The organism is Rhodococcus sp. HNM0563, assembly GCF_012726195.1.
Taxonomy (GTDB): domain Bacteria; phylum Actinomycetota; class Actinomycetes; order Mycobacteriales; family Mycobacteriaceae; genus Rhodococcus.
In genome coordinates, this window is sequence record NZ_JAASAF010000001.1 from 336,311 (window position 1) to 360,612 (window position 24,302).

At 67.2% G+C, this 24,302-nt stretch carries 21 protein-coding genes; 16 read left to right on the top strand and 5 right to left on the bottom strand.

Annotated features, from left to right (window positions below; translation table 11 throughout):
* Window positions 1-28: 28 nt before the first annotated feature.
* Window positions 29-2,179, bottom strand: coding sequence for a glycogen debranching protein GlgX (gene glgX / locus HCA61_RS01650; protein ID WP_346777464.1), 2,151 nt, complete (start codon window positions 2,177-2,179; stop codon window positions 29-31).
* Between the two features lie 42 nt (window positions 2,180-2,221).
* Here glgX and HCA61_RS01655 point away from each other — a divergent pair, with 42 nt between their 5' ends.
* The 5 genes from HCA61_RS01655 (at window position 2,222) to HCA61_RS01675 (ending at window position 6,977) form a co-directional block, all read left to right on the top strand.
* Window positions 2,222-3,055, top strand: a complete 834-nt coding sequence (locus HCA61_RS01655; RefSeq protein WP_169686030.1) for an ABC transporter ATP-binding protein — start codon at window positions 2,222-2,224, stop codon at window positions 3,053-3,055.
* A 43-nt stretch (window positions 3,056-3,098) separates the two neighbouring features.
* Window positions 3,099-3,935 carry an NUDIX domain-containing protein gene (locus HCA61_RS01660; RefSeq protein ID WP_169686032.1) on the top strand — a complete coding sequence of 279 codons (837 nt, stop codon included), beginning with the start codon at window positions 3,099-3,101 and terminating at the stop codon, window positions 3,933-3,935.
* A gap of 73 nt (window positions 3,936-4,008) precedes the next feature.
* A complete protein-coding gene (locus HCA61_RS01665; RefSeq protein WP_169686034.1) occupies window positions 4,009-4,788 on the top strand; it encodes an enoyl-CoA hydratase-related protein in 780 nt (259 codons plus the stop codon).
* 53 nt (window positions 4,789-4,841) lie between these two features.
* Entirely contained in the window at window positions 4,842-5,819 is a 978-nt protein-coding gene (locus HCA61_RS01670; RefSeq protein WP_169686036.1) for a class I SAM-dependent methyltransferase, read from the top strand.
* Window positions 5,820-6,977 (top strand): class I SAM-dependent methyltransferase, encoded by a 1,158-nt coding sequence (locus tag HCA61_RS01675; protein WP_169686038.1) that lies wholly within the window; start codon window positions 5,820-5,822, stop codon window positions 6,975-6,977.
* Between the two features lie 25 nt (window positions 6,978-7,002).
* On the opposite strand, the gene HCA61_RS01680 is transcribed toward HCA61_RS01675, so the two are convergent.
* Window positions 7,003-8,310, bottom strand: coding sequence for a PQQ-binding-like beta-propeller repeat protein (locus tag HCA61_RS01680; RefSeq protein ID WP_169686040.1), 1,308 nt, complete (start codon window positions 8,308-8,310; stop codon window positions 7,003-7,005).
* A 117-nt stretch (window positions 8,311-8,427) separates the two neighbouring features.
* Here HCA61_RS01680 and HCA61_RS01685 point away from each other — a divergent pair, with 117 nt between their 5' ends.
* The 3 genes from HCA61_RS01685 to HCA61_RS01695 are packed head-to-tail and all read left to right on the top strand — an operon-like array spanning window position 8,428 to window position 11,321.
* The gene (locus HCA61_RS01685) at window positions 8,428-9,192 is read left to right on the top strand and encodes an acyltransferase (RefSeq protein WP_169686042.1); all 765 of its coding nucleotides are present in this window, start codon (window positions 8,428-8,430) and stop codon (window positions 9,190-9,192) included.
* A gap of 23 nt (window positions 9,193-9,215) precedes the next feature.
* Window positions 9,216-10,721, top strand: a complete 1,506-nt coding sequence (locus HCA61_RS01690; protein WP_169686044.1) for an amidase — start codon at window positions 9,216-9,218, stop codon at window positions 10,719-10,721.
* 30 nt (window positions 10,722-10,751) lie between these two features.
* Complete coding sequence (locus HCA61_RS01695; protein ID WP_346777465.1) at window positions 10,752-11,321, top strand: GNAT family N-acetyltransferase; 570 nt, start codon at window positions 10,752-10,754, stop codon at window positions 11,319-11,321.
* Between the two features lies 1 nt (window position 11,322).
* On the opposite strand, the gene HCA61_RS01700 is transcribed toward HCA61_RS01695, so the two are convergent.
* From HCA61_RS01700 to HCA61_RS01710, 3 genes are read right to left on the bottom strand one after another with little or no spacing between them, the layout of a single operon-like run.
* Entirely contained in the window at window positions 11,323-12,594 is a 1,272-nt protein-coding gene (locus HCA61_RS01700) for a glycosyltransferase family 4 protein (RefSeq protein WP_169686046.1), read from the bottom strand.
* Window positions 12,591-14,138: a glycoside hydrolase family 57 protein gene (locus HCA61_RS01705; protein WP_240958880.1), complete on the bottom strand. Its 1,548-nt coding sequence runs from the start codon at window positions 14,136-14,138 to the stop codon at window positions 12,591-12,593. The genes HCA61_RS01700 and HCA61_RS01705 overlap by 4 nt, the downstream gene beginning before the upstream one ends.
* Entirely contained in the window at window positions 14,135-14,968 is an 834-nt protein-coding gene (locus tag HCA61_RS01710; RefSeq protein ID WP_346777479.1) for a class I SAM-dependent methyltransferase, read from the bottom strand. Before HCA61_RS01710 ends, HCA61_RS01705 begins: the two co-directional genes overlap by 4 nt.
* Window positions 14,969-15,141: 173 nt before the next feature.
* On the opposite strand from HCA61_RS01710, the gene HCA61_RS01715 reads away from it, so the two are divergent.
* The 8 genes from HCA61_RS01715 (at window position 15,142) to ligA (ending at window position 24,300) form a co-directional block, all read left to right on the top strand.
* A complete protein-coding gene (locus HCA61_RS01715) occupies window positions 15,142-15,927 on the top strand; it encodes an electron transfer flavoprotein subunit beta/FixA family protein (RefSeq protein ID WP_169686050.1) in 786 nt (261 codons plus the stop codon).
* A 48-nt stretch (window positions 15,928-15,975) separates the two neighbouring features.
* On the top strand, window positions 15,976-16,932 hold the full coding sequence (locus HCA61_RS01720; protein WP_169686052.1) for an electron transfer flavoprotein subunit alpha/FixB family protein: 957 nt from the start codon (window positions 15,976-15,978) through the stop codon (window positions 16,930-16,932).
* A gap of 127 nt (window positions 16,933-17,059) precedes the next feature.
* Complete coding sequence (locus tag HCA61_RS01725) at window positions 17,060-17,881, top strand: GNAT family N-acyltransferase (RefSeq protein ID WP_169686053.1); 822 nt, start codon at window positions 17,060-17,062, stop codon at window positions 17,879-17,881.
* Window positions 17,878-18,768, top strand: coding sequence for a lysophospholipid acyltransferase family protein (locus tag HCA61_RS01730; RefSeq protein ID WP_169686055.1), 891 nt, complete (start codon window positions 17,878-17,880; stop codon window positions 18,766-18,768). The genes HCA61_RS01725 and HCA61_RS01730 overlap by 4 nt, the downstream gene beginning before the upstream one ends.
* A 41-nt stretch (window positions 18,769-18,809) precedes the next feature.
* Window positions 18,810-20,048 (top strand): cysteine desulfurase family protein, encoded by a 1,239-nt coding sequence (locus tag HCA61_RS01735; protein ID WP_169686831.1) that lies wholly within the window; start codon window positions 18,810-18,812, stop codon window positions 20,046-20,048.
* On the top strand, window positions 20,045-21,136 hold the full coding sequence (gene mnmA / locus HCA61_RS01740) for a tRNA 2-thiouridine(34) synthase MnmA (protein WP_169686057.1): 1,092 nt from the start codon (window positions 20,045-20,047) through the stop codon (window positions 21,134-21,136). The genes HCA61_RS01735 and mnmA overlap by 4 nt, the downstream gene beginning before the upstream one ends.
* The gene (locus tag HCA61_RS01745) at window positions 21,133-22,161 is read left to right on the top strand and encodes a methionine synthase (protein ID WP_247273512.1); all 1,029 of its coding nucleotides are present in this window, start codon (window positions 21,133-21,135) and stop codon (window positions 22,159-22,161) included. Before mnmA ends, HCA61_RS01745 begins: the two co-directional genes overlap by 4 nt.
* 36 nt (window positions 22,162-22,197) lie before the next feature.
* Complete coding sequence (gene ligA, locus HCA61_RS01750) at window positions 22,198-24,300, top strand: NAD-dependent DNA ligase LigA (protein ID WP_169686059.1); 2,103 nt, start codon at window positions 22,198-22,200, stop codon at window positions 24,298-24,300.
* Window positions 24,301-24,302: the final 2 nt, after the last annotated feature.

Sequence of the window (24,302 nt, forward strand, 5' to 3'; positions counted from 1 at the left end):
CTGCCCGAAACCCTCGCTGCCTCGCTGGTCAGTTCTCGGCCCGGAACACCAGTACGGTCGGTCCCGTCAGCGAGAACGACGACCCCACGCGGTACGCGGCCGAATCGATCGGACGGCCATCGGACGTGGAGGAATCGAACACACACCGGATGTCGCCGTGGTACCACTCGGGGCTTGCCAACGTCACCGCCATCGAGTCGCCGGCGTGCAGGACGAACAGGCCGCTGGTGTCCGGAAGAGGTCTGCCCGTCGACGACATCGTCGCCAGGCCCGATCCGTCCAGCCACGCCTGCACTGTGTGACGGCCGTCGTCGTGCCAGTCGGCATCCTGTAGTTCGTTGCCATCGCCCCCGAACCACACGAGGTCGGGATAACCGACCGTGCGGGCCCGGCCTTCGAAGAATCGACGTTGCCGGAGCACGGGCACTCTGCGCCGTAGTTCCAACAGGAAACGAACGAACTCGATCCGTTCGTGGTCGGCGCGTTCCCAGTCGAGCGGCCACGCCTCGGACACCGGCGTCCCGGCGGGGACACAGTACGCGTTGTTGTTGCCGCGCTGGGTGTGGCCGAACTCGTCGCCCGCGAGGAGCAGGGGAGTGCCCGCCGACAGCAGCAATGTGGCGAGCAGGGCACGGACGTGTCGAGCGCGCGCGGTGAGGATCGCGACGTTGTCGGTCGGCCCTTCGATGCCGTGGTTCACCGACTCGTTGTGGTCGGAACCGTCCCGGCCCTCCTCACCGTTCGCGGCATTGTGTTTGCGAGTGAACGAGACTGCGTCGGCGACGGTGAACCCGTCGTGGGCGGTGACGAAATTGATCGACGACGACGGCCGGCGGCCGGAATGCCGATACAGGTCCTCCGAGCCCGTCAGGCGAGTGGCGATCTCACGCACTCCGGAACGTCGCGCCCAGAAGCGTCGGGTTGCGTCGCGGTAGCGATCGTTCCACTCGGACCATTGGACACCGAACCGGCCGAGCTGATAGCCCTCGGACGTCGCATCCCACGGTTCCGCGATGAGTTTGCATTCGGTGAGCACCGGGTCGGTGGTGATGGCGGTGAACAATGCGGCGCGGGCGTCGAACGCACCGCCGTGCGGGCGTCCCAGGGCACTCGCGAGATCGAACCGGAAACCGTCCACGCCCATGTCCGCTGCCCAATAGCGAAGGCTGTCGCAGATCATCCGCACCGTGATCGGCGACGTGCCGTCGACTGTGTTGCCGCAGCCGGTCAGATCGATATCGTGGCCGGTGTCGTTCAAAAGGTAGTACCCGGGAGCATCGAGCCCGCGCCACGACAAGTTCGGCCCGGCCACCGACCACTCGCACGTGTGGTTGAAGACGACGTCGAGGATCACCTCGATCCCGGCGTCGTGCAGCGCCGTGACCATCGTGCGGAACTCTGCGATCTCGTTGCCGGGTACCGCGGCGTAGCCGGGGTGCGGCGCGAAGAACGACGCGGTCGAATACCCCCAGTGATTGCGCATTCCCCTGGCCCGCACCAAAGGTTCGGTGACGAATGCATGCACTGGCAGGAGTTCGACCGCGGTGACACCCAGGTGTACGAGGTGGTCGATCACCGTCGGGTGCGCCAACCCGAGATAGGTACCCCGCAGCGCGTTCGGTACGCCGGGATGTGCGGCCGAATACGAACCGACGTGCAATTCGTAGATGACGGTGTCCTCCCACGGGATGCGTGGTCGGCGATGCTGTGCTGCCTCGGGCGAGGCAGCCGAGGTGACGACCGACAAGGGCGTGTGCCCGAGCGAATCGACACAGGACATCGAGCCGAACGGGTCGTCGTCGTACGCGAGCAATCGCCCGGTGTCGCCGACATCGCCTCCGGTGACCTGTCGGCCCCACGGGTCGAGCAGGATCTTGTGCGGATTGGTTCGCAGGCCGGCGCGGGGGTTCCAGGGCCCGTGCGCGCGATAGCCGTACCTGCAGCCCGGACCGACATCGGGGATCGTGCCGTGCCAGATACCGAACGTGCGGTCGGGCAGGTCGACGCGACGTTCCCGACCGTCGTCGCCGATCAGACAGACCTGCACGCGGTCGCACTGCGGAGCGTGGACAGCGAAGTGAGTACCCCCGTCGCCCGGTGCTGCGCCGAGGGGAAACGGTGATCGATCGGCCTCGGCCGTGCGATCGGCAGAGGCGTGCACACGAGTGGATGACGACACGAAGGAGATCCTGCCGTGTCCCGCCCGGGGACGTGAGCGAAGATGGACGGCGTGGCACAACCTGATCCCGATCTGCTCATCGAATTCGAAGATGTTTTGGTGCGGCGAGGAGGAAACGTCCTCGTCGGCCCCGTGACCTGGAAGGTGGAACTCGACGAGCGTTGGGTGGTGCTCGGTCCGAACGGCGCAGGTAAGACATCATTGCTGCGTGTCGCCGCTGCCGAGGACTTCCCGACCTCCGGTACCGCGCACGTGCTGGCCGAGACATTCGGCCGCACCGACCTGTCGGAGCTGCGGCCTCGCATCGGACTGTCGTCGTCGGCACTCGCCAATCGCGTCCCTCGCGACGAGTTGGTGGTCGATCTGGTGATCTCCGCCGGATACGGTGTGCTCGGCCGGTGGCGGGAGAAGTACGACGACATCGACACCTCGCGTGCGGTCGAAATGCTCGAGAGCCTCGGCGCCGAGCATCTGGCTCAGCGCACATACGGAACCCTCTCCGAGGGGGAGCGCAAGCGGGTGCTGATCGCGCGGGCGCTCATGACCGATCCGGAACTGCTGCTGCTCGACGAACCTGCCGCAGGCCTGGACCTCGGCGGACGTGAGGAACTGGTGGCGCGGCTCGCGACACTCGCCGCCGACCCGGACGCGCCTGCGACAGTCCTGATCACCCACCATGTCGAGGAGATCCCGCCGGGCTTCACCCACGCGATGCTGCTCAAGGAGGGCGGTGTGGTCGCGCAGGGCCTGATCGACGATGTGATCACTGCGGAGAATCTGAGCGCTGCCTTCAGCCAGTCGATCACTTTGGACAAGGCCGACGACCGCTTCTTCGCTCGCCGCACGAGCGAACCGGGGCGGCACCGCCGCGGGTGATACAGGGCGGGTTCGTACAGGCCTGATCGATTAGGCTCCGAGCATGGCTAACGAACGCTCGGCAACCACCTTCGACCCCGAATCCGTGCCGGTGAAGGACGCGTCCACCGTCATGCTCGTCCGTGACTCGGCACGGGGGGTCGAAGTCTTCCTCCTGCAGCGTGTCGTGGGAATGGACTTCGCAGGCGGCATGACCGTGTTTCCCGGCGGCGGCGTCGACCGCAGTGACAGCGAGGTGTCGCTGCGGTGGACAGGGCCCGATGTGGACTGGTGGGCGCGACGCTTCGACGTCACGCAGGCACGGGCGCAGGCACTTGTGCTGGCCGCGGTTCGTGAGACCTTCGAAGAGTGCGGTGTTCTCCTGGCAGGCGAGGACCCCGATTCGGTGATCGCCGACACCACCTCCCACGCGCAGGCACGCGCGCAACTCGAAGCACGCGAACTGTCGTTCGGTGATTTCCTCACCCGAGAAGGACTTGTCCTGCGCGCAGACCTGCTGCGCCCGTGGGCGCGCTGGGTCACACCGTTGGGGGAGCGTCGCCGCTACGACACGCACTTCTTCGTGGCTGCCGCGCCGGACGGACAGAACGCCGACGGCCAGACCAGCGAGGCGGAGCGAGTGCTCTGGCAGACTCCCGCTGAGGCGCTGGAGCACTGGAGATCCGGTCGGTCGGTGCTGCTTCCCCCCACCTGGTCTCAGCTCACCGAGCTGTCGAAGTGCGCCTCGGTCGCCGAAATCCTGGCGGCCGAACCGGAGATTCCCACGATCCTGCCTGTCATGAGCCGGACCGACGCCGGAATCCACATCGCGTTCGACGGCGATGAGGGCTACTACGAGGGAGGCGGCCCACACCCCTGGGCGAATCGCAGTGACATCTGACTCGGCTCGCCGAGGACGACATCTGACTCGGCTCGCCGAGACGGCGCCTGCGACGACCTCTAGGCTGGGGCACATGGCTGAATTCGTGACACTCGAGGTTTCCGACGGCATCGGCACGATCCGACTGGACCGCCCCCCGATGAATGCCCTGAACCGGCAGGTCCAGGAGGAGATCCGGGACGCCGCGCGCGAAGCTACCGTGCGCGACGACGTCAAGGCCGTGATCGTGTACGGCGGCGAGAAGGTCTTCGCCGCCGGCGCCGACATCAAGGAGATGGCCGACCTGAGTTACGTGCAGATGAGCAAGATCATCGAGGATCTGCAGTCCGCGCTCGGGGCCGTCGCCGACATCCCCAAACCCACGGTCGCGGCGCTCACCGGGTACGCACTCGGTGGCGGACTCGAGCTGGCACTCGGCGCGGATCGCCGTATCGCCGGCGACAACGTCAAGGTCGGCACCCCCGAGGTGCTGCTCGGAATCATCCCGGGCGGCGGTGGAACCCAGCGACTGGCGCGTCTCGTCGGACCGTCGAAGGCCAAGGACATCGTCTTCACCGGCCGCTTCGTAGGAGCCGACGAGGCCCTCTCGATGGGGCTCGTCGACGAGGTCGTTGCACCCGATGCCGTCTACGATGCCGCACGCACGTGGGCCGCGCAGTTCACCAAGGGCGCAGGCCGCGCGCTTGCTGCAGCGAAAGCTGCGATCGATCAGGGATTGGAGACCGATCTCGACACCGGTCTGAAGATCGAGCAGCACGTCTTCGCGGGCCTGTTCGCCACCGAAGACCGTACGATCGGTATGAAGTCGTTCATCGAGAACGGGCCGGGTAAGGCCGAATTCCTCGGTAAGTAAAGTGCTGGGACGGACCACTTGTCGAGAGCTTACTGCCGGGTAGGATCTGCGTCATGACTGCAAGCAGGACCGACGGGACCGATCCCGCGCCGAACCCGCACGCCACCGCCGAGCAGGTCGCGGCTGCTCTCGAGGACTCCAAGCTCGCTCAGGTGCTCTATCACGACTGGGAAGCCGAGACCTACGACGAGAAATGGTCGATCTCCTACGACGAACGATGCATCGACTACGCTCGCGGTCGCTTCGACCTTGCGGCCGGTGAGCAGCAATTGCCGTACGAGCGCGCACTGGAACTCGGGTGCGGCACCGGCTTCTTCCTGCTCAATCTCATGCAGGGCGGGGTCGCGAAGAGCGGGTCGGTGACCGATCTGTCGCCCGGCATGGTCAAGGTTGCGCTGCGCAACGCGGAGAACCTGGGCCTCGACGTCGACGGCCGCGTTGCCGATGCCGAAACCATTCCCTACGAGGACGACACCTTCGACCTCGTCGTCGGCCACGCGGTGCTGCACCACATCCCCGACGTCGAGCAGTCGCTGCGCGAGGTGCTGCGTGTGCTCAAGCCGGGCGGACGTTTCGTCTTCGCGGGCGAGCCCAGCACCGTCGGCAATTTCTACGCGCGGTGGCTCGGTCGCATCACGTGGGAGGCGACCACGACCATTACCAAGCTGCCGTTCCTGAGCGACTGGCGCCGCCCGCAGACCGAACTCGACGAGTCCTCGCGCGCCGCTGCGCTCGAAGCGGTCGTCGACCTGCACACGTTCGACCCCGCGGATCTCGAGAAACTTGCCACTTCGGCGGGTGCGGTCGAGGTCCAAGCGTCGAGTGAAGAATTCGCGGCTGCACTGCTCGGTTGGCCGGTCCGCACGTTCGAAGCGGCGGTCCCCGAGGAGAAGCTCGGCTGGAATTGGGCCAAGTTCGCATTCGGCGGCTGGAAGACCCTCAGCTGGGTCGACGAGAACGTGCTCAAGCATGTGGTGCCGCGCAACTTCTTCTACAACGTGATGATCACCGGCGTGAAGCCCGGCAAGTAGTTGGGCTACGAGTTCACGCTCACCGACGTCGAGTATCTGACGTCGGGTCCCGGCGTTGCAGCACTGTCCGATGTCGACGCCCGGGAGCTGTCGACGCGTACGCGCCTGTCGGATATCGACTGGGCGCGTACGCGTTTCGGTGACCACGCAGCGCCACTCGTCGAGACGGTGCTGGCGCGTCGCAAGGCCGCAACCAAGCTGTGGGGCGCGCACGTGTGGTTGCTCACCGACGACGCGGCGCAACAGGCGACCCCGTCGCCGGTCGCAGCGCACCGAGCGCGCCGCCTCGCCGGTCGACAGGTTCACGACGTGACCTGTTCGGTGGGCGCAGAACTGGCCGCGTTGGTCGGTGTGGCCGACACCGTCGTCGGGAGCGATCTCGACGAGGTGCGTCTAGCGATGGCGGTCCACAATGTCCCCGGCGCCCACGTGGTTCGGGCCGATGCATTGCGGCCGGTGACACGCGGAACCACGGTGATCGCCGATCCGGCGCGCAGATCCGGTGGCCGGCGTACCCACGATCCGGCCGCGCTGCAGCCTCCGCTTCCGGACCTGCTCGACGTCTACTCCGGTCGCGATCTCGCCGTGAAGTGCGCTCCTGGCCTCGATTTCGACAAACTTGCATGGGACGGCGAGGTCGAGGTCGTCTCGCTCGACTCGGGTGTTCGTGAGGCCTGCCTCTACTCGCCCGGCCTGACCGAGGCGGGAATCCGTCGTCGCGCCACCGTTCTGAGGTCGGACGGGCCGGCTGTCGAGATCACCGATGCGATGGACGACGAGATCCCGGAGCAGGCTCCCGGCGAATGGATCATCGACCCGGATGGCGCGATCGTGCGTGCAGGCCTCGTGCGGCACTACGCCGCGAGACATGGGCTGTGGCAACTCGATCCGCGCATCGCTTATCTCACCGGTGATGTACTTCCCGACGGTGTGCGTGGTTTCCGGATACTCGAGCAGCTGAAGTATTCCGAAAAGAACCTGCGACAGGCCCTCGCTCGACTCGACTGTGGTTCGGCCGAGATCCTGGTGCGCGGGGTCGACGTCGACCCCGCCCGGCTGCGCCCGCGACTGAAACTGCGCGGCACCGACGCCCTGAGCATTGTGCTCACCCGTGTGGGTCGGACGCCCGTGGCTTTCGTGTGCCGCGCGAGCCGCTGACACCCCGCTGCCCGGCAGGTGCGGCTCAGTCCTCGGCGCCGTCCAGCACGTGCAACTCACCGTTCACGGTCGTGGCGACGAGCTGACCGTCCGGACCGACAGCCGTACCTACGGAGAACCCGGTCGTCCCGGGGAGTATCTCCTCGTCGAGAGTCCGTCCGTCGGCCGCGTCGAACACGAGCGCAGTGAGGCCGTCGTCGCCCGAAATGATCGTGTAGCCGCGACCGTTCGCCGTGAGTGCCGGGACACCGGCCTGCCGGAGGTCGTCGCGCTCCCAGGCGGCCTCCGCGGCGTCGCCGGTGTCGCGCAGGGCGATGAGCGCGCCGGGGCCACCGGCCGACAGCACGAGCAGGCCGTCATCGGTGACGGCAGGACCGGTCGCCGGCGTGTATCCGAGGTCGTGACTCCATCGAGCCTGTCCGGTCTCGGCGTCGACTGCCCACAATGCGCCTTCGCCGTCGTGGACGTACACCGTGGTGCCGTCGGCCGAGAGTACCGGACTTGTCGTGGCACCGCCCGGAAGATCGACGTTCGACCATTCCTCGCTGACGACGGGGGCCTCGCCCCCCGGGTATCGCAGGGCGACCAGTGCGGCGCGGTCGGCGGCGGGACGCCACACCGTGGTGAAGATGCGGCCGGTGTCCTGGTCGACGGCGGGGGTGGTCGCGACGGGGCAATCCGGGGAGCCACCGAAGCAACCGGCCAATCCGTGGTCGGGTTGCCGGCGCGGAATATTGCTACCGTCCTCGACCCCGGGGATCGGGACCAGATCGAACAGCGGTGCACGGAGCATTCCGGTCTGTGGATCGACGATGTTGACCTGACCGAAATGGGTGATCACGACCAGGCTTCCGTCACCGGCGAACTGCACGGTGCGGGGAGTGCCGCTCACCGGGATCCGCCAACGGCGCTGGCCGTTCTCGGTGAACGAGAGCAGACCACCGGCCTCACCGACGTACACGTTGGCGACATCGTCAGCGACCGGGCTGATGTCCGCCACTCCCGGGCCGAGTCGTGTACACCAGCGTTTGCGTCCGTTGTCCATCTGGTACGAGAAGATGTTGCATCCTGCGTCGGTAGCCGACGTGATGGTGACCTGACCGTTCGGTGCCACCGTCGCTGGGGACCCGACAGCGCCACCGGTCGCCCGCGACCACGACGACGTGACGTCGTCGAGCCCGTCGCTGACAGTCGTGTTGCTGTTGCGCGCGTCCGAGTGGCGTCCCGGCCACGCGCCCGCCGAGTACGGTCCACCGTTGTCGCCGCCACCGCACCCGCTCAACGCCAGTGCTGCCGTTGCCGTCAGCACTGCAGCTCGCAGGGCACCCCGCATCGCTCAACTCCTTCAGGACTTTCGGATTCGAGTCGCCAGCGTATCGGGCCGGGTGTTTCACGTAACGGGCGAGGCAGACCGCAGACGGCGTGTCTCGACGCCGTAGGCTTGCGTGCTATGACGAGCATGTGGGGTGCACCGTTGAGCACCAGGTGGCGCGGTTCGCGGCGGCGTGATCCGGACCAGGCCCGATTCTTGACACCGTCCTCGCTGCGGTGGGTGATGAGCAACAAGGCGTATACCCCGTGGTACCTCGTACGGTACTACCGGCTGGCGAAGTTCAAGCTGGCGAATCCGCATGTGGTGCTGCGCGGGATGGTCTTCCTGGGGAAGAATGTGGAGATCCACGCGACACCGGAACTGGCGCGGCTCGAGATCGGTAAGTGGGTCCACATCGGCGACGGCAACGCCATCCGGTGCCACGAAGGATCCCTGCGTATCGGCGATAAGGTCGTCTTCGGCAAGGACAATGTGGTGAACACCTACCTCGATATCGAGATCGGCGCGTCGACCCTCGTCGCCGACTGGTGCTACATCTGCGACTTCGACCACCGCACCGAGGACATCACCTATCCGATCAAGGACCAGGGCATCGTGAAGAGCCCCGTCCGGATCGGCCCCGACACCTGGATCGCGGCGAAGGTTTCCGTGCTGCGCGGTACCCGGGTCGGTCGGGGGTGTGTGCTCGGTGCCCACGCTGTCGTCAAGGGTGACGTCCCCGACTACGGCATCGCCGTCGGGTCTCCCGCCCGGGTCGTGAAGAATCGCAAGGACGCCTGGGAGGCCGGCGCGGCCGATCGCGCAGCCTATGTTGCGGCACTCGAGGACATCGCACGCAAGAAGGCAGGCGACCCGCCCGTCGACGCGAACACTGGAACCTGACGGACCTCTGGAAGGAAACGACGGTGGAGTATGCCGAGTATCGCCGCTACGACGCGGTGGGGCTCGCGGGACTCGTGGCCGGGGGCGAGGTGTCGCCGGTCGAGTTGCTCGACGCGGCGCTCGCGCGCCTGGACGCCGTCGACCCGACCCTGAACACGGTCGTGCAGCGACTCGACGATCGGGCCCGGGTGCGCGCGGACGGCCCACTGACGGGGCCGTTCGCGGGCGTGCCGTTCCTGGTCAAGGACCTCCTGCAGGATGTGATCGGAACGCCCACCGGAAGTGGCTCCCGAGCCCTCACTGATCTTCCGGCGGCTCAGAACGCTGTGGTGGTGGACCGCTGGATCGACGCGGGCCTCGTCATCTTCGGCAAGACCAACACACCGGAGTTCGGTGCGAAGGGCATCACCGAGCCGGAATCCGGTGGGGTAACCCGTAATCCGTGGGATCGTGCGCTTACTCCCGGCGGCTCTTCGGGTGGTTCCGCGGCTGCCGTGGCCGCTGGTGTCGTTCCGGTGGCGGGTGCGAACGACGGCGGCGGCTCGATCCGTATCCCAGCGGCCTGCTGTGGTCTCGTCGGTCTCAAACCCGGCCGGGGCGTGGTACCCACGGGGCCGGTCGGGGGCGAACCGTTGCACGGCGCCGTGTCGAACGGTGTGATCAGCCGAACGGTCCGCGACTCGGCCGCGATGCTCGACGTGATGGCCGGGGCATATCCGGCGGCACCGTATACCACCGGTGGTATTCCCGGTTCCTATGCGGCGGCGTTGGAGACACCACCCCGGCGTCTACGGATCGGTTACGCGACAGACTCTCCGATCGGTACCGGCGTCCACACCGAGGCCATCGCCGCAGTCGATCGCGCGGTGGTGCTGCTCGACGAACTCGGACACCACGTGGAACCTGCAGAGACCGGGATCGACGAGCGCCGCCTCGCCGCCGACTTCCTGACCATGTGGTTCGCGTCGCTCGCGCTCGAGGTCGACGAGGCCAGGCGCCGCACCGGTTGTGGGCCGGACGGGTTCGAGTTCGACACCCGTTTTCTCGCCGAACTCGGCCGAACGGTGTCGGCGCCGGATTATCTTGCCGCACATGCCCGCTGGGCGGGCTACGTTCGCGACCTCGCCGCGTTCCACGAACGCTACGACCTGCTGCTCACACCGACACTGGCGTATCCGCCGGCTCGGGTCGGCGAACTGGCAACGCCGAGGTGGATGCGAGCACTCGGCTCAGCCCTCATGGCGACCCGGATGGGACGACTCGCGCGCTGGAGTGGGTTGATCGACAAGGTGATCGACGACAACCTCGGCCGCACCCCCTATACACAGCTGGCCAACATCACCGGCCGTCCGGCCATCTCCGTGCCGCTGCACTGGACGAGTGAGGGAGTGCCGCTGGGGGTGCAGTTCGTGGGCCCGCTCGGCGGCGAGGCACTGTTGCTCGCACTCGCCGGTGAACTCGAGCAGGCCGACCCGTGGTTCGACCGGCAACCTCCGTTGCTGCCCGCGTCGGATGTGTCCCCGAAATAGTCAGTCCGAACGGGCCAGTGGAATCGAGGTGTGGTGGAGAAGGTGACGATGCAGGCGGTGCGGATCACCGAGTTGCACGCCGGTGCGGGTACCGACGTGCAGGCAACGGTCGCGGACCTCGTCAATTCCGTCTACGCGGTCGCGGAAGACGGGATGTGGATGAGCGGGACGACCCGTACGAGTAGCTCGGAGGTCGACGGGATGATCCGGGCCGGTGAGATGGTCGCAGCGTGGCTCGGCGACACGCTCGTCGGGTGCATACGGGTGGTCCGGCTCGACGCTGCGACTGCGGAGTTCGGGATGCTCGCCGCCGCGCCCCGCTTCCGCGGGCACGGCATCGGGCGCAGACTCATCGGTTTCGCCGAGCAGCGTTGTGCAGCAGCGGGTTGCGACGTGATGCAACTCGAGATCATCCGTCCCCGCGACACCGAGTTGCCGTCGAAGCGGCTTCTGGCGCGGTGGTACACCGCGCTCGGATACCGGCCGGTCCACACCGGCCCCGTCGACGCGGCGCACCCGGAACTCGTCGCCATGCTCGCCGTACCCTGCGAGGTCGATACCTACCGCAGGGATCTGCGCCTCGACGAGGACGGCGTGTAGCTCAGCCGCGATCGGGCAGGGGACGCTGCGGGATCGTCGGCCGCGCGATCGGATGCCGGACCCGGCGCTTCGCGGCGGCGTAGACCTCGACGGTCTCCTCGGCGACCACGCCCCAGTCGAAGTCGTCGGTGAGTCGTTCACGTGCTGCACGCGCCCGCTCCTGCGCTGCGACCGGATCGTCGAGGGTCTCACGTACCGCGGACACCAGACCTGCGACATCGCCGGGCTGGAACGACAATCCCGTCGCGCCGTCGACCACCGCTTCACCGAGGCCGCCTGCGGTGGACGCGACGAGCGGAGTGCCCGCTGCTGCCGCTTCGAGGGCGATGATGCCGAACGGCTCGTAGCGGCTCGGCAGGACGATGGCGTCGGCGCCGTGCAACCAGCCGAGCAGTTCGGTGTGGTCGAGGTTGCCGACGAAGGACACCGACCGCGCCACCCGGTGCAGGCGTGCCTGTTCACGCAGCCACTCGAACTGGGTCCCCTCACCGGCGACGACGAGCGTGGTGCCCGGATGTGAGCGCCGGATCTTCGGCAACGCCGCGATCGCGTCCTGCACACCTTTCTCGTACTCGAGTCGGCCGACGTACAACAGTTGTGCCGGAACGGTCCGGGGTTGCCGTTCCCGGTAGGACCAGGTGGTGATATCGATGCCGTTGCGGATCACCGAGATCTTGGGCAGCGAGGGACCGTACAGTTCGGTGACTTCGTCCCGCATCGATGCCGAACACGTGATAAGCGCATCCGATTCGTTGGCCAGCCACCATTCCACCGAGTGCACTTGCCGGTTGATGCGACCCGACAGCCATCCGCTGTGCCGGCCCGCTTCGGTGGCGTGGAGGGTGGAAACCAATGGAACGTCGAAGTATTCGGCAAGGGCGATTGCGGGGTGCGCTACGAGCCAGTCGTGCGCGTGCACGACGTCGGGTTGCCAGCCGTCGCCGATGCCACCGCGGCTGAGCCCGACTCCTGCGCGGACCATCGCGTGGCCCATCGCGAGTGTCCAGGCGAGCATGTCGGTGCCGAACTCGAAGTGCGGCGCGTCCTCGGCCACGGCGACGACGAGGACGCCCTCGGAGATGTGTGTGATCGTCGGATGGGTCGATGCGTCGGTGCCCGTGGGGCGGCGTGACAGCACCACCACCTCGTGTCCGACTGCGGCAAGTTCGGTCGCCAGATGATGCACGTGTCTGCCGAGTCCGCCCACCACGACCGGGGGGTATTCCCATGACACGAGGAGGATCTTGAGCCGGCGAGCGTTCGTCGTTGTCACAGGGGACCTCCGTGTCGTCCGGGAAGGCGCCGCGCGTCGAGTCCGGGAAACAGATTGTCTGCTCTGTTCCATGCGTCGGCGAGTCGGGTCGCGGCGGCAGTACGGCCTTCCGCGACCGCGGCCGCGATCTCACGTGTGGCATGGGCGTGCTTGTGGGCGCGGTCGCGCGCGTAGCCGGCAGCGGTGTCCTTGCTGACCATGAATGCCCAGTCGCTCGAAACGGTCATCAGTGCTTCACGCAGAATCTGGTCGTGCACCCGGTTCCGTAAGGCCGGGGCGTTCGATCCGAGTGCGTCGCGAGACTTGTCGATGGTGTCGAGTGCCGTGGCGACGACCTCGTCGTTGAGGTGGACGAGATCGGAGACCTGATCCCCGGCCCACACCCGCCAGTCCTTTCCCGATCCCCACGACGAGTCCTCGAGATCGACCGGTCCGCCGACGTATCCGCGGTCGCGTGCATCGCCGAGGGTGCCGACGTCGATCCCGGCTTCGGGAAGGGCGCGCAGTAGTCGTTCCAGGAAGATTGGTCCTTCGTACCACCAGTGCCCGAACAGTTCGGTGTCGAACGCGGCGACGACGAGGGCGTCGCGTCCGATTCGGGCAGATTCGCTGCGCAGGCGCTTTCGGATGGTGTCGACGAAATCCGCGACGTGACGATCGAGGGCCGCCGATGCGAGGTCGGGGTCGTAGGGGGCTTTGTCCTCCGATGCGACAGTACGTCCGGTCACGCGTGAGGGCTTGAGACCCGTGTCGTGGCAGTAGGTGTGGAAGTCGCGGTACGCCGAATGCCCGGGGTATCCGGATTTCGGAGACCACACCCGGTAGGAGACCTGCAGATCACGGCCGAAGCACACGACCTCGGACTCGCGGACGGTCCGTCCGAGTGCGGTGTCGCCGTGCAGTGCGGGCCCGTCGACCATGAAGTGCTCGACACCCGCTGCTGCGTAGCCTTCTTCCATGCCGGGGGTGAATCCGCATTCGGGCCCCCAGATTCCGCGTGGGGTGTGTTGCCACCGTCGGCGTGCGTCCTCCAGCCCTTCGGACAACGAGAACGCCCGGAGTCGGGGATCGAGCAGCGGCTGGAACGGATGCGCGAGCGGTCCGCCGAGGAGTTCGATCGTGTCGGCGTCGATGAGGCTGCGGATGACGGGTGATCCGCCGTGGCGCCACTGGGTTTCGAAGGTTTCGAGTGCCTGGTCGGCAGCCCGATGTTCTCGCGCGCCGAGTGCGCGATAGGACTGTTCGGCCATTGCGGCCGCCTCGTGTGCTCGCAGCTTCCAGTTGCCGAGCCAGTGGTGCATTCCGGTGAGGCTGTGTGGATCGTCGAGCTGCGCGGCGAGCACGGGTGTGATGCCGAGGGTCAGCAGCCGCGTGCGTCCCTCGTCGGCGAGGCGGCGCAGGACGTCGACAACGGGAAGGTAGGTCGCTGCCCAGGACTGGTACAGCCATTCTTCGCCGACCGGCCACCGGCCGTGGTTTGCGAGCCAGGGCAGATGAGAGTGGAGGACCAGGGCGAACATCCCGGGTTCGCGTGCGGATCTCATGGGGCGGGATCTTTCACCGCGATCGCGACCAGGTCGAGGCTGTCGTCGATGTTCTCGGAGTAGAGCGCGAAGTCGTCGGAGGTGATGGCCGCGACGTCGGTGGTGAGTTCGTCGGGCCACGGCTCACCGGCGAGGGCGCGTTCGATCTGCGCATCGATGAACGAGCCGCCGTATTTGGCGTCGAGTGCGCGCAGAGTGCTGCCGTGGTGGACCCCGGTGACGAGTTCGACGCGGAAGCCCGCGTCCACGAGGAGTTCGGTGAGCTCGGTGGCGTCGAGTTCGCGGGTGTGGAAGGGGTTGAGCGGGGTGTCGCGCCCGGGGGAGAAGGTGATGCGGTTGGGGGTGCTGATGAGCAGCTCGCCTCCGGGCGTCAGGACGCGGTGGCATTCGCGGAGGAATTGATCCTGGTCCCAAAGGTGTTCGATGACTTGGAAATTCACGATAGTGTCGACGGAGGCGTCGTCGAGGGGGAGGTCCGCGAGGTTGCCCTGGCGGATGTCGACGCGCGGGTAGCGGGCGCGTATGTGCGCGACAGCGCTCTCGTCGTAGTCGAGTCCGATGACACGTGTGGCGACGTCGGCGATCATGTCGGCTCCGTACCCCTCGCCTGCACCGGCTTCGAGGACGGTGCGGCCGGCGCATCGCGGAAGCAGGTCGCGGTAGACCACTTCGTGGCGGCGGAACCAATAGTTCTCTTCGGCGATGCCGGGGACGGTCCGTTCGCCGGTCAGTGGCAGCTGTTGCGCGCCGTCGGCGCGGACGGTGGAGTCGCTCACCGCCCCGAGAGTAGACCCACCGTGTGTGGCGTCGGACTCGGTGGTCCAGATCACAGCCATCTCGCTCCTCGTCTGCAGTTATGGTGAACCGTGAATTCTGCTAAGTTACCACCCGGTAACTTAGCGTTTGGTAACCTGACGCACGCAGCGTGCGACAGGCACGAGTAGTCGGTTCAGGCATCGCCTCTCCGATCCGAAGCAGCTACACAGGAGGTCGACGTAGACCCATGACGAACATCGTCGTTTTGATCAAGCAGGTCCCCGACACGTGGTCCGAGCGCAAGCTCACCGACGGCGACTTCACCCTCGACCGTGAAGCAGCCGATGCCGTGCTCGATGAGATCAACGAGCGGGCCGTCGAAGAAGCCCTGCTCATCAAGGAGCGCGACGGCGGCGAGGTGACCGTCCTCACGGCCGGACCCGACCGCGCCACCGATGCGATCCGCAAGGCGCTGTCGATGGGTGCTGACAAGGCCATCCACCTCAACGATCCCGCTCTCCACGGATCGGACGCCATCCAGACCTCGTACGCGCTTGCTGCTGCGCTCGGTCAGATCGAGGGCGTCGAGCTGGTCATCGCAGGTAACGAAGCCACCGACGGCCGGGCTGGTGCTGTGCCGGCGATCATCGCCGAGTACCTGGGCCTGCCCCACCTCACCCACCTGCGCAAGCTGACCGTCGCCGACGGCAAGGCTTCCGGCGAGCGCGAGACCGACGAGGGCCTCTTCGGCATCGAGGCTCCGCTGCCCGCCATCATCTCGGTCACCGAGAAGATCAACGAGCCGCGCTTCCCGTCCTTCAAGGGCATCATGGCCGCGAAGAAGAAGGAAGTGCAGACCCTCACGCTCGCCGAGATCGGTCTCGACCCGGAGATCTTCGGTGTCGCCAACGCTGCCACCACCGTCACCGGTGTCACGCCGAAGCCCGCGCGCACCGCGGGTGAGCGCGTCGCGGACGAGGGCGAGGGTGGCAACCAGATCGCCACGTACCTGGTCGGCCAGAAGATCATCTGATCGCGCCCCACGGCACACAGCAGACATATCTAGGGAGAGAAGCAAGCAATGGCAGAAGTACTCGTGCTCGTCGAGCACGCCGAGGGTGCACTGAAGAAGGTCAGCGTCGAGCTCATCACCGCCGCACGCGCACTCGGTGAGCCGTCCGCCGTCGTCGCAGGCCCTGCGGGCACCGCAGACAAGCTGCAGGAAGCGCTCGCCGCGGCCGGTGCCGCCAAGGTCTACGCCGCCGAGTCCGACCTCGTCGACGGCTACCTGGTGACCCCGAAGGTCGACGTTCTCGCCGCCCTCGTCGAGTCCACCAGCCCCGCCGCCGTCCTCACCGCAGCATCGGTCGAGGGCAAGGAGGTGTCCGGCCGTCTCGCCGCGCGTATCGGCTCGGGCCTGCTCGTCGATGTCGTCGACGTCAAGGCCGACGGTTCGGCAGTCCACTCGATCTTCGGTGGCGCGTTCACCGTGGACGCCAAGGCCAACGGCGAGGTTCCGGTCATCTCGGTTCGCCCGGGTGCCATCGAGTCCGCTCCGCAGGCCGGTGCCGCAGAGCGCGTCGACGTCGAGGTTCCGGCGCAGGAAGAGAACGCCGTCAAGGTCACCTCGCGTGAGCCCGTCGTCGGTGGCGACCGTCCCGAGCTCACCGAGGCGTCCATCGTCGTCTCCGGTGGCCGCGGCGTCGGCAGTGCCGACAAGTTCTCGGTCGTCGAGGAGCTCGCCGATTCGCTCGGTGCCGCAGTCGGTGCCTCGCGCGCCGCTGTCGACTCCGGCTACTACCCGGGCCAGTTCCAGGTCGGCCAGACGGGCAAGACCGTCTCGCCGCAGCTCTACGTGGCGCTCGGCATCTCCGGTGCCATCCAGCACCGCGCAGGCATGCAGACCTCGAAGACCATCGTCGCGGTCAACAAGGACGAAGAGGCCCCGATCTTCGAGATCGCGGACTACGGCGTCGTGGGCGACCTCTTCAACGTCGCACCGCAGCTGACCGAGGCAATCAAGAAGCACAAGGGCTGAGAAGGTCCTACTCCACGCGGCCCCCTCCCGGACTCCCGGGGCGGGGCCGCGTGGTTGTTCCACCCTGTTCACGAACGAGACACCGCACCGCTGCCGAGGTGCCGCACCGCCGCGCTACACCTGCACCATGACCACAACAGCGGTGCTGTCACACACGCGAGAATCCACGGTTCCGGTGCTGTCCGGTCCGCGATACTCCCTGAGCATTTCCACCGAGGCACACCACCGGGAAGCCGCTCAGCGGCTACGGCGCCGAGTGTTCGCCGCCGAACCCGGTTTCGCACTACCCGCGGACGGCAGCGACCTCGACGCCGACCCGTTCGACGACTTCTGCGACCACCTGCTCGCGCACGAGAACGGCACCGGCGAACTCGTCGGTTGCTACCGGATGCTGCCGCCGCGCGCCGCGTTCGAGGCAGGCGGCTACTACACCGCCACCGAGTTCGACCTCACAGCCCTCGACCCTCACGGTCTGCGTGCTGTCGAGATGGGTCGCGCGTGCGTCGATGCAGCCCACCGTTCCGGATCCGTCCTGACGCTCATGTGGGCCGGGATTCTTCGCTACCTGGAGCTGACGGGCCACGATCGGGTCATCGGCTGCGTCTCGGTGCCGATGCAGCTCCACCCCGGCGAGGCTGTGGGAACAAACGTGCGGGGTGTGCGCGACATGGTGCTCGCACGTCACGGCATCGAGCCCGAACGACGGGTCCGTCCCCTGAACCCGGTGACCGTCGACGGTCGATGCCTGGACGAAGTCGACGAGCCCGCGCGGGTGACCGTTCCGCCGCTCATGCGCGGATATCTACGACTCGGCGCCCGGATCTGTGGTGAACCCGCACACGATCCCGGCTTCGGCGTAGCGGACTTCGTCGCAATGCTGAGCCTGCACGACGCGAACATCCGCTACCTCGAGCGCCTTCGGAGCGCCGCGGAAAGCAGCGAAGCATGACCACACGCGCGCACGCGTGGATGCCGGCGAGCCCCTGCGGCGAGGGTTGTCTTCCCGCGGCGTCACGTCGCGTAGCGTGGCCGATCGTCGTCATGCGTGCGTTCAGCGTCGTGGTGCTCCTGGCCTGCGCCCCGATTCTCGCAGCGACCCGGCTCGCCCCGGCCTCTGCACGAGAGGCGATCCTGCGCGCGGGTGCTCGCGGCCTGCTGCGGTGCGTGGGAATGCGCGTGACCGTCACGGACCAACGCGACAGGCGCGGATACGAGGGGGGACTCCTCGTCGTGGCCCCTCACGTGTCGTGGATCGACGTGCTGGTGATCATGACCGTCTCTCCAGCCGGGTTCGTGGCGCGCGCCGACCTGCTGGACTGGGGCACCCTCGGGTCGCTGGCGCGGCGAATGCGCGTGATTCCCATCGAACGTGAACGCCTGCGTGCTCTGCCCGGTGTCGTCGACGTCGTCCGCACGCGACTGGAAGCCGGTGAGCGTGTCGCGGTCTTCCCCGAGGGGACGACCTGGTGCGGTCGCGCCTACGGAGGGTTTCGCTCAGCGCTCTTCGAAGCCGCGATCGATGCGGAGTGCCCGGTGCAGCCGATCGGGTTCGCGTACCTGGACCACACCGGCGTGCGGACCGCCGCGCCTGCGTTTGTGGGTGAGGAGACGATCGGAGCCTCGATCGCCCGGCTCGTGCGCTCGCGCGGGTTGGTCGCGTCGGTGACGGTGGCACCGCTCGAGTGGCCGGGTTCCGATCGCCGCGACCTCGCTGCCCGGTGTGAACGGGCGGTACGGTCGTCCGGACGGGACGGCGTCCCGCACCTGGTCCGGGCAGCAGTGCCCGAACAGGCGCCGAGCGCGGACACGGAGGTGAGCGCACCGTCACCCAGGTGACCGCAACAGTCGCCCGATCCACCGGCTATCCTGGATCGGTCATGACCTTGCCCGCCGCCGGTCCGTCCGGCACCTCGAAGACCACCGTCTATCTCGACCACGCCGCGACCACGCCCATGCTGCCCGCGGCGATCGAGGCGATGACGGAAGTGTTCGCGACGGTCGGAAACGCATCGTCCCTGCACGGTTCCGGACGTGCCGCCAGGCGCCGTATCGAGGAGGCCCGCGAGTCGATCGCGGCGGATCTCGGTGCGCGTCCGTCCGAGGTGATCTTCGTCTCGGGCGGTACCGAGGGCGACAATCTCGCCGTCAAGGGCATCTACTGGGGCCGGCGTGCGCAGGACGCGCGGCGCCGCCGCATCATCGCGAGCGCCGTGGAGCACCACGCCGTGCTCGACGCCGTCGAATGGCTCGTCGAACACGAGGGTGCGGACGTGACCTGGCTGCCCGTCGACGAAGTCGGGCGCGTGGATCCGCGCACATTACGGGAAGCGCTCGAGGCCCACGCCGACGAGGTCGCGCTCGTCACGGTCATGTGGGCGAACAACGAGGTCGGCACCGTGATGCCGATCGCCGGGCTCGCTGCGGTGGCCGCAGAGTTCGGTGTCCCGATCCACAGCGATGCGGTCCAGGCGGTCGCGCACCTGCCCGTCGACTTCGCAGCGAGCGGGTTGTCGGCCCTGACCGTGGCTGCGCACAAGTTCGGCGGTCCTCAGGGCGTCGGTGCGCTGCTGCTCGGCAGGCAAGTGCCGTGTGTGCCGCTTGCGCACGGTGGCGGCCACGAACGAGACGTGCGGTCCGGGACACAGGACGCCGCGTCGATCGTGGGCATGGCCGCCGCCCTTCGATACGCGACTGCCGAATTATCCTCGCGTACTGCAGAACTCGAATCCCTACGGGATGCGCTCATTTCCGGTGTCGAGCGAGTGGTTCCCGGCGCGGCGCTCAACGGTCCCGTCGGCGCCGATCGGTTGTCGGGTAATGCGCATTTCACCTTCGCCGGGTGTGAAGGCGATTCGCTGTTGATGTTGCTGGACGCCGCCGGGATCGAATGTTCGACGGGTTCGGCATGCACCGCTGGCGTGGCGCGGGCGAGTCATGTGCTGGTAGCGATGGGGTGTGACCCTGTCGTATCGCGCGGATCCTTACGTTTCTCGTTGGGGCACACTACAACCCAAGATGATATCGATGCTCTGCTCGCGGCGCTGCCGCAGGTGGTGGAGCGGGCGCGCGCCGCCGGGATGGCGAGCGTCGGCAGACGAGGAGGTGACCGAGAATGAGGATTCTTGCGGCAATGAGCGGCGGTGTGGATTCGGCGGTTGCCGCGGCCCGTGCTGTCGATGCCGGACACGACGTGGTCGGTGTGCACCTGGCGCTGTCCGCGGCGCCGGGCACGCTGCGTACGGGCTCGCGCGGGTGCTGCTCGAAGGAAGACGCGGGCGATGCGCGCCGCGCTGCTGATGTGCTCGGAATCCCTTTCTACGTATGGGATTTCGCCGATCGCTTCAAAGAGGACGTGATCGACGATTTCGTTGCCGCCTACGCCGCGGGGCAGACCCCGAACCCGTGCCTGCGCTGCAACGAGAAGATCAAGTTCTCGGCTTTGGCGGATCGCGCTGTCGCCCTGGGCTTCGATGCGGTCGCGACCGGTCACTACGCGCAACTCGCCGACGGTGTCCTGCGTCGCGCAGTCGACGCAGACAAGGACCAGTCGTATGTACTGGCAGTGCTGACCGCCGGACAGCTCTCGCGTGCAATGTTCCCCGTCGGAGACACCCCGAAAGAGCAGATCCGTGAAGAGGCCGCGGAGCGTGGCCTGGCGGTGGCGAACAAGCCGGACAGCCACGACATCTGCTTCATTCCCTCCGGCGACACCCGCGCCTTCCTCGGGGCGCGGATCGGTGTCCGACCGGGTGCGGTGGTCGACGCCGACTCGGGCGACGTTCTCGCCGAACACGAAGGGGTGCACGGCTTCACGATCGGCCAGCGTAAGGGCCTCGGGATCGCGGGCCCCGGTGCTGACGGTCGCCCTCGCTACGTCACCGAGATCGAACCCGAGACCGGCACCGTGAAGGTGGGAAGTGCCGAACGCCTGCAGGTGTCGTCGATCCGGGCCGAACGGGCAGTGTGGACAGCGGGTTCCGCGCCGGCCGGGCCGATCGAATGCGTCGTGCAGGTACGTGCGCACGGCGGTCTCGCGGCAGCGGTCGCCGAAGACGTCGCCGGCGGAATCGACATTTCGCTTCGCGAACCCCTGACCGGTGTCGCGGCAGGCCAGGCCGCAGTTCTCTATCGACCGGACCCGGCCGGCGACATCGTCCTCGGGAGCGGCACGATCGCGGCGACCCGAGCGACCGGAGACCAGTGACGACAGAGCGGGAACACGTGAACCCCTGGGCGGGCCTGGCCACCGGAATCGGCTCATGGCCGGGCACCGACGCTCGTGAGGCCGCCGCGGTGATCGTCGGGGAACTCCCTGCACTGCCGCACCTGGTGGAACTGCCCGCGCGGGGACTCGGTGCCGACATGATCGGTCGTGCGAGTGCTCTGCTCGTCGACATGCACCTCGACACCACGACCACTGGCTACCGCCTGCGCGCCGGGCGTGGTGCGGTCGCACGTATCGCCGAAGACCTGCTGAAGCAGGATCTCGACGCGTTCGAAGAAGCATGGGAACTCGCGGGCGCCGGCGCCGATCGCACCGTCAAGGTGCAGTCGATCGGCCCGTGGACTCTTGCCGCGCACGCCGAACTGGCGACAGGTCGACGTGCTCTCGTCGACCGGGGCGCCGTACGAGACCTGTCGGAGTCCTTGGCCGAAGGTATATCGCGGCACTCGGCGGAGCTCCACCGGCGTCTGGGCGTCTCCGTCGTCGTTCAGATCGACGAGCCTGCCTTGCCCGCGGTCCTCGCGGGCACACTGCAGGGGCGCACGATGCTCGAAACCGTACCTGCCGTGCCCGAACCAGAGATTCAGCAGGTTCTCGATACGACACTCGGTGGCCTCGGCTCCCCGGCGGCGGTGCATTGCTGTTCGGGCGGACTTCCCGCAGACCTGTTCCGGCGCAGCGAGGCAGCAGCCGTTTCGTTCGACTTCGCGCAGCTCACACGGGCCGAGCTCGACCCGGTAGGAGAACTGCTCGACTCGGGCACGATTCTGTTGATGGGCCTCGTTCCGACGGTCGCCCCGGAGAAGATTCCGACCTGGAGGGAACTTGCCGAGCCCGCAGTCGCGTTGATCGACCGGCTGGGTTTCTCGCGCACGACGCTGCGGTCGGTGTCGGCGACGCCGGCGTGCGGTCTCGCCGGCGCCGACCCCGCGTGGGCCCGCACGGCGCTCCGGATGGCGAGCGACATCTCCGCAGCATTCTCCGAAGATCCCGAATCGCTCTGACGGGATCGTCGGTCCCCTCGACTAGGCTTACAAGCTGTGAGTGAACCGACGGACGTGGCCCACACAGCTCCACCCGAAGTGCGCGAGCGCTGGCAGCAGCTCGCAGAGGAAGTGCGTGAGCACCAGTTCCGCTACTACGTGCGCGACGCTCCGATCATCTCCGACGGTGCATTCGATCAGCTGCTCGGGCAACTCGACGCGCTCGAAGACGAGTACTCGGACCTGCGCACCCCCGAGTCGCCCACCCAGCTTGTCGGTGGCGGTTTCGCCACCGACTTCACGGCGGTCGATCATCTCGAACGCATGCTCAGCCTCGACAACGTCTTCGACGAGGACGAACTGCGCGCCTGGCTCTCACGCGTCGAATCCGAGGCGGGATCGAATCTGCACTACCTGTGCGAGGTCAAGATCGACGGCGTCGCACTGAACCTCGTCTACGAGGACGGACGGCTCGTTCGTGCAGCCACGCGTGGAGATGGGCGCACCGGCGAACTGGTCACCCTCAACGCCATGACGATCGACTCCGTCCCGGAACGACTCACCGGTACAGACGAATACCCGATTCCTTCGGTCCTCGAAGTGCGCGGCGAGGTGTTCTTCCGGCTCGAGGATTTCCAGGCCCTCAACGCCGGCCTCGTAGCCGAGGGAAAGCCGCCGTTCGCCAACCCCCGGAACTCGGCTGCGGGGTCGTTGCGACAGAAGAACCCGGCGGTGACGGCGAAGCGCCGACTCGGCATGATCTGCCACGGCCTCGGCCGGATCGAAGGGTTCCGTCCCGAATCTCAATCCGATGCCTACGATGCGCTCGCGGCCTGGGGCCTACCTGTTTCACCGCACACCTTGCGGGTCACCGGCGCCGACGCGGTGATCGACCGGATGAAGTACTGGGGCGAGCACCGCCACGACGTCGAACATGAGATCGACGGTCTCGTCGTGAAGATCGACGAGATGGCACTGCACCGTCGCTTCGGGTCGACATCACGTGCTCCACGCTGGGCGATCGCCTACAAGTACCCGCCCGAGGAAGTCACCACCAAATTGCTCGACGTCCGGGTCAGTGTCGGGCGCACCGGCCGCGTGACACCTTTTGCGTATATGGAGCCGGTCACGGTCGCCGGATCCACGGTGTCGCTCGCGACTCTGCACAATGCGTCCGAAGTCCGACGCAAAGGTGTCCTGATCGGCGACACCGTCGTGCTGCGCAAGGCCGGTGATGTGATCCCGGAGGTCCTCGGGCCTGTGGTCGACCTGCGCGACGGCAGCGAACGCCCGTTCGTGATGCCCAGTGAGTGCCCCGAATGCTCGACTCCTCTGGCCCCGGCGAAGGAGGGCGACGTCGACCTTCGCTGCCCGAACCAGCAGTATTGCCCGGCCCAGCTGCGCGAGCGGGTCTTCCATGTGGCCGGCCGCGGTGCCTTCGACATCGAGGCTCTCGGGTACGAAGCGGCAACAGCCTTGCTCGAGTCCGAGGCGATCGGAGACGAAGGCGACCTGTTCTCACTCACCGCCGACGATCTGATGCGCACATCCATCTTCAAGACCGGCAAAGGTGTGTTGTCCAAGAACGGCGAGCGTCTGCTGCAGAACCTCGCCAATGCGAAGCAGAAACCGCTCTGGCGCGTCCTCGTCGCACTGTCGATTCGGCACGTGGGGCCCACCGCGGCCCGAGCCCTGGCCACCGAGTTCGGGAGTCTCGACCGAATCCGGTCGGCGTCCCTCGACGAACTCGCCGCGGTCGAAGGTGTCGGCGGAACCATCGCTGCTGCCGTCGTCGAATGGTTCACCGTCGACTGGCACGTGGCGATCGTCGACAAATGGGCCGACGCCGGTGTCAGCATGGAGGACGAGCGCGACGAATCGATCGAGCGCACCCTGGAGGGAATGTCGATCGTGGTGACGGGCACTCTCGCGGGGCTCTCACGCGACGAGGCCAAGGAAGCGATTCTCGTGCGGGGCGGGAAGGCAGCGGGCTCGGTATCGAAGAAGACCGCCTTCGTCGTGGTCGGTGATAATCCTGGATCCAAGGCCGACAAGGCGTCGGATCTGGGCATCCCGATTCTGGAAGAGGACGCATTCCGTGTCCTGCTCGAGCAAGGGCCAGGGGCAGTCCTCGGTTCGCTCGGCGACGCCGAGGCCTGACT

Coding starts and splice junctions, on each gene's coding strand:
- HCA61_RS01655 (WP_169686030.1), top strand. CDS start 2,222: ATGGACGGCGTGGCACAACCTGATCCCGATCTGCTCATCGAATTCGAA.
- HCA61_RS01660 (WP_169686032.1), top strand. CDS start 3,099: ATGGCTAACGAACGCTCGGCAACCACCTTCGACCCCGAATCCGTGCCG.
- HCA61_RS01665 (WP_169686034.1), top strand. CDS start 4,009: ATGGCTGAATTCGTGACACTCGAGGTTTCCGACGGCATCGGCACGATC.
- HCA61_RS01670 (WP_169686036.1), top strand. CDS start 4,842: ATGACTGCAAGCAGGACCGACGGGACCGATCCCGCGCCGAACCCGCAC.
- HCA61_RS01680 (WP_169686040.1), bottom strand. CDS start 8,310: ATGCGGGGTGCCCTGCGAGCTGCAGTGCTGACGGCAACGGCAGCACTG.
- HCA61_RS01685 (WP_169686042.1), top strand. CDS start 8,428: ATGACGAGCATGTGGGGTGCACCGTTGAGCACCAGGTGGCGCGGTTCG.
- HCA61_RS01705 (WP_240958880.1), bottom strand. CDS start 14,138: ATGAGATCCGCACGCGAACCCGGGATGTTCGCCCTGGTCCTCCACTCT.
- HCA61_RS01715 (WP_169686050.1), top strand. CDS start 15,142: ATGACGAACATCGTCGTTTTGATCAAGCAGGTCCCCGACACGTGGTCC.
- HCA61_RS01720 (WP_169686052.1), top strand. CDS start 15,976: ATGGCAGAAGTACTCGTGCTCGTCGAGCACGCCGAGGGTGCACTGAAG.
- HCA61_RS01725 (WP_169686053.1), top strand. CDS start 17,060: ATGACCACAACAGCGGTGCTGTCACACACGCGAGAATCCACGGTTCCG.
- HCA61_RS01730 (WP_169686055.1), top strand. CDS start 17,878: ATGACCACACGCGCGCACGCGTGGATGCCGGCGAGCCCCTGCGGCGAG.
- HCA61_RS01735 (WP_169686831.1), top strand. CDS start 18,810: ATGACCTTGCCCGCCGCCGGTCCGTCCGGCACCTCGAAGACCACCGTC.
- mnmA (WP_169686057.1), top strand. CDS start 20,045: ATGAGGATTCTTGCGGCAATGAGCGGCGGTGTGGATTCGGCGGTTGCC.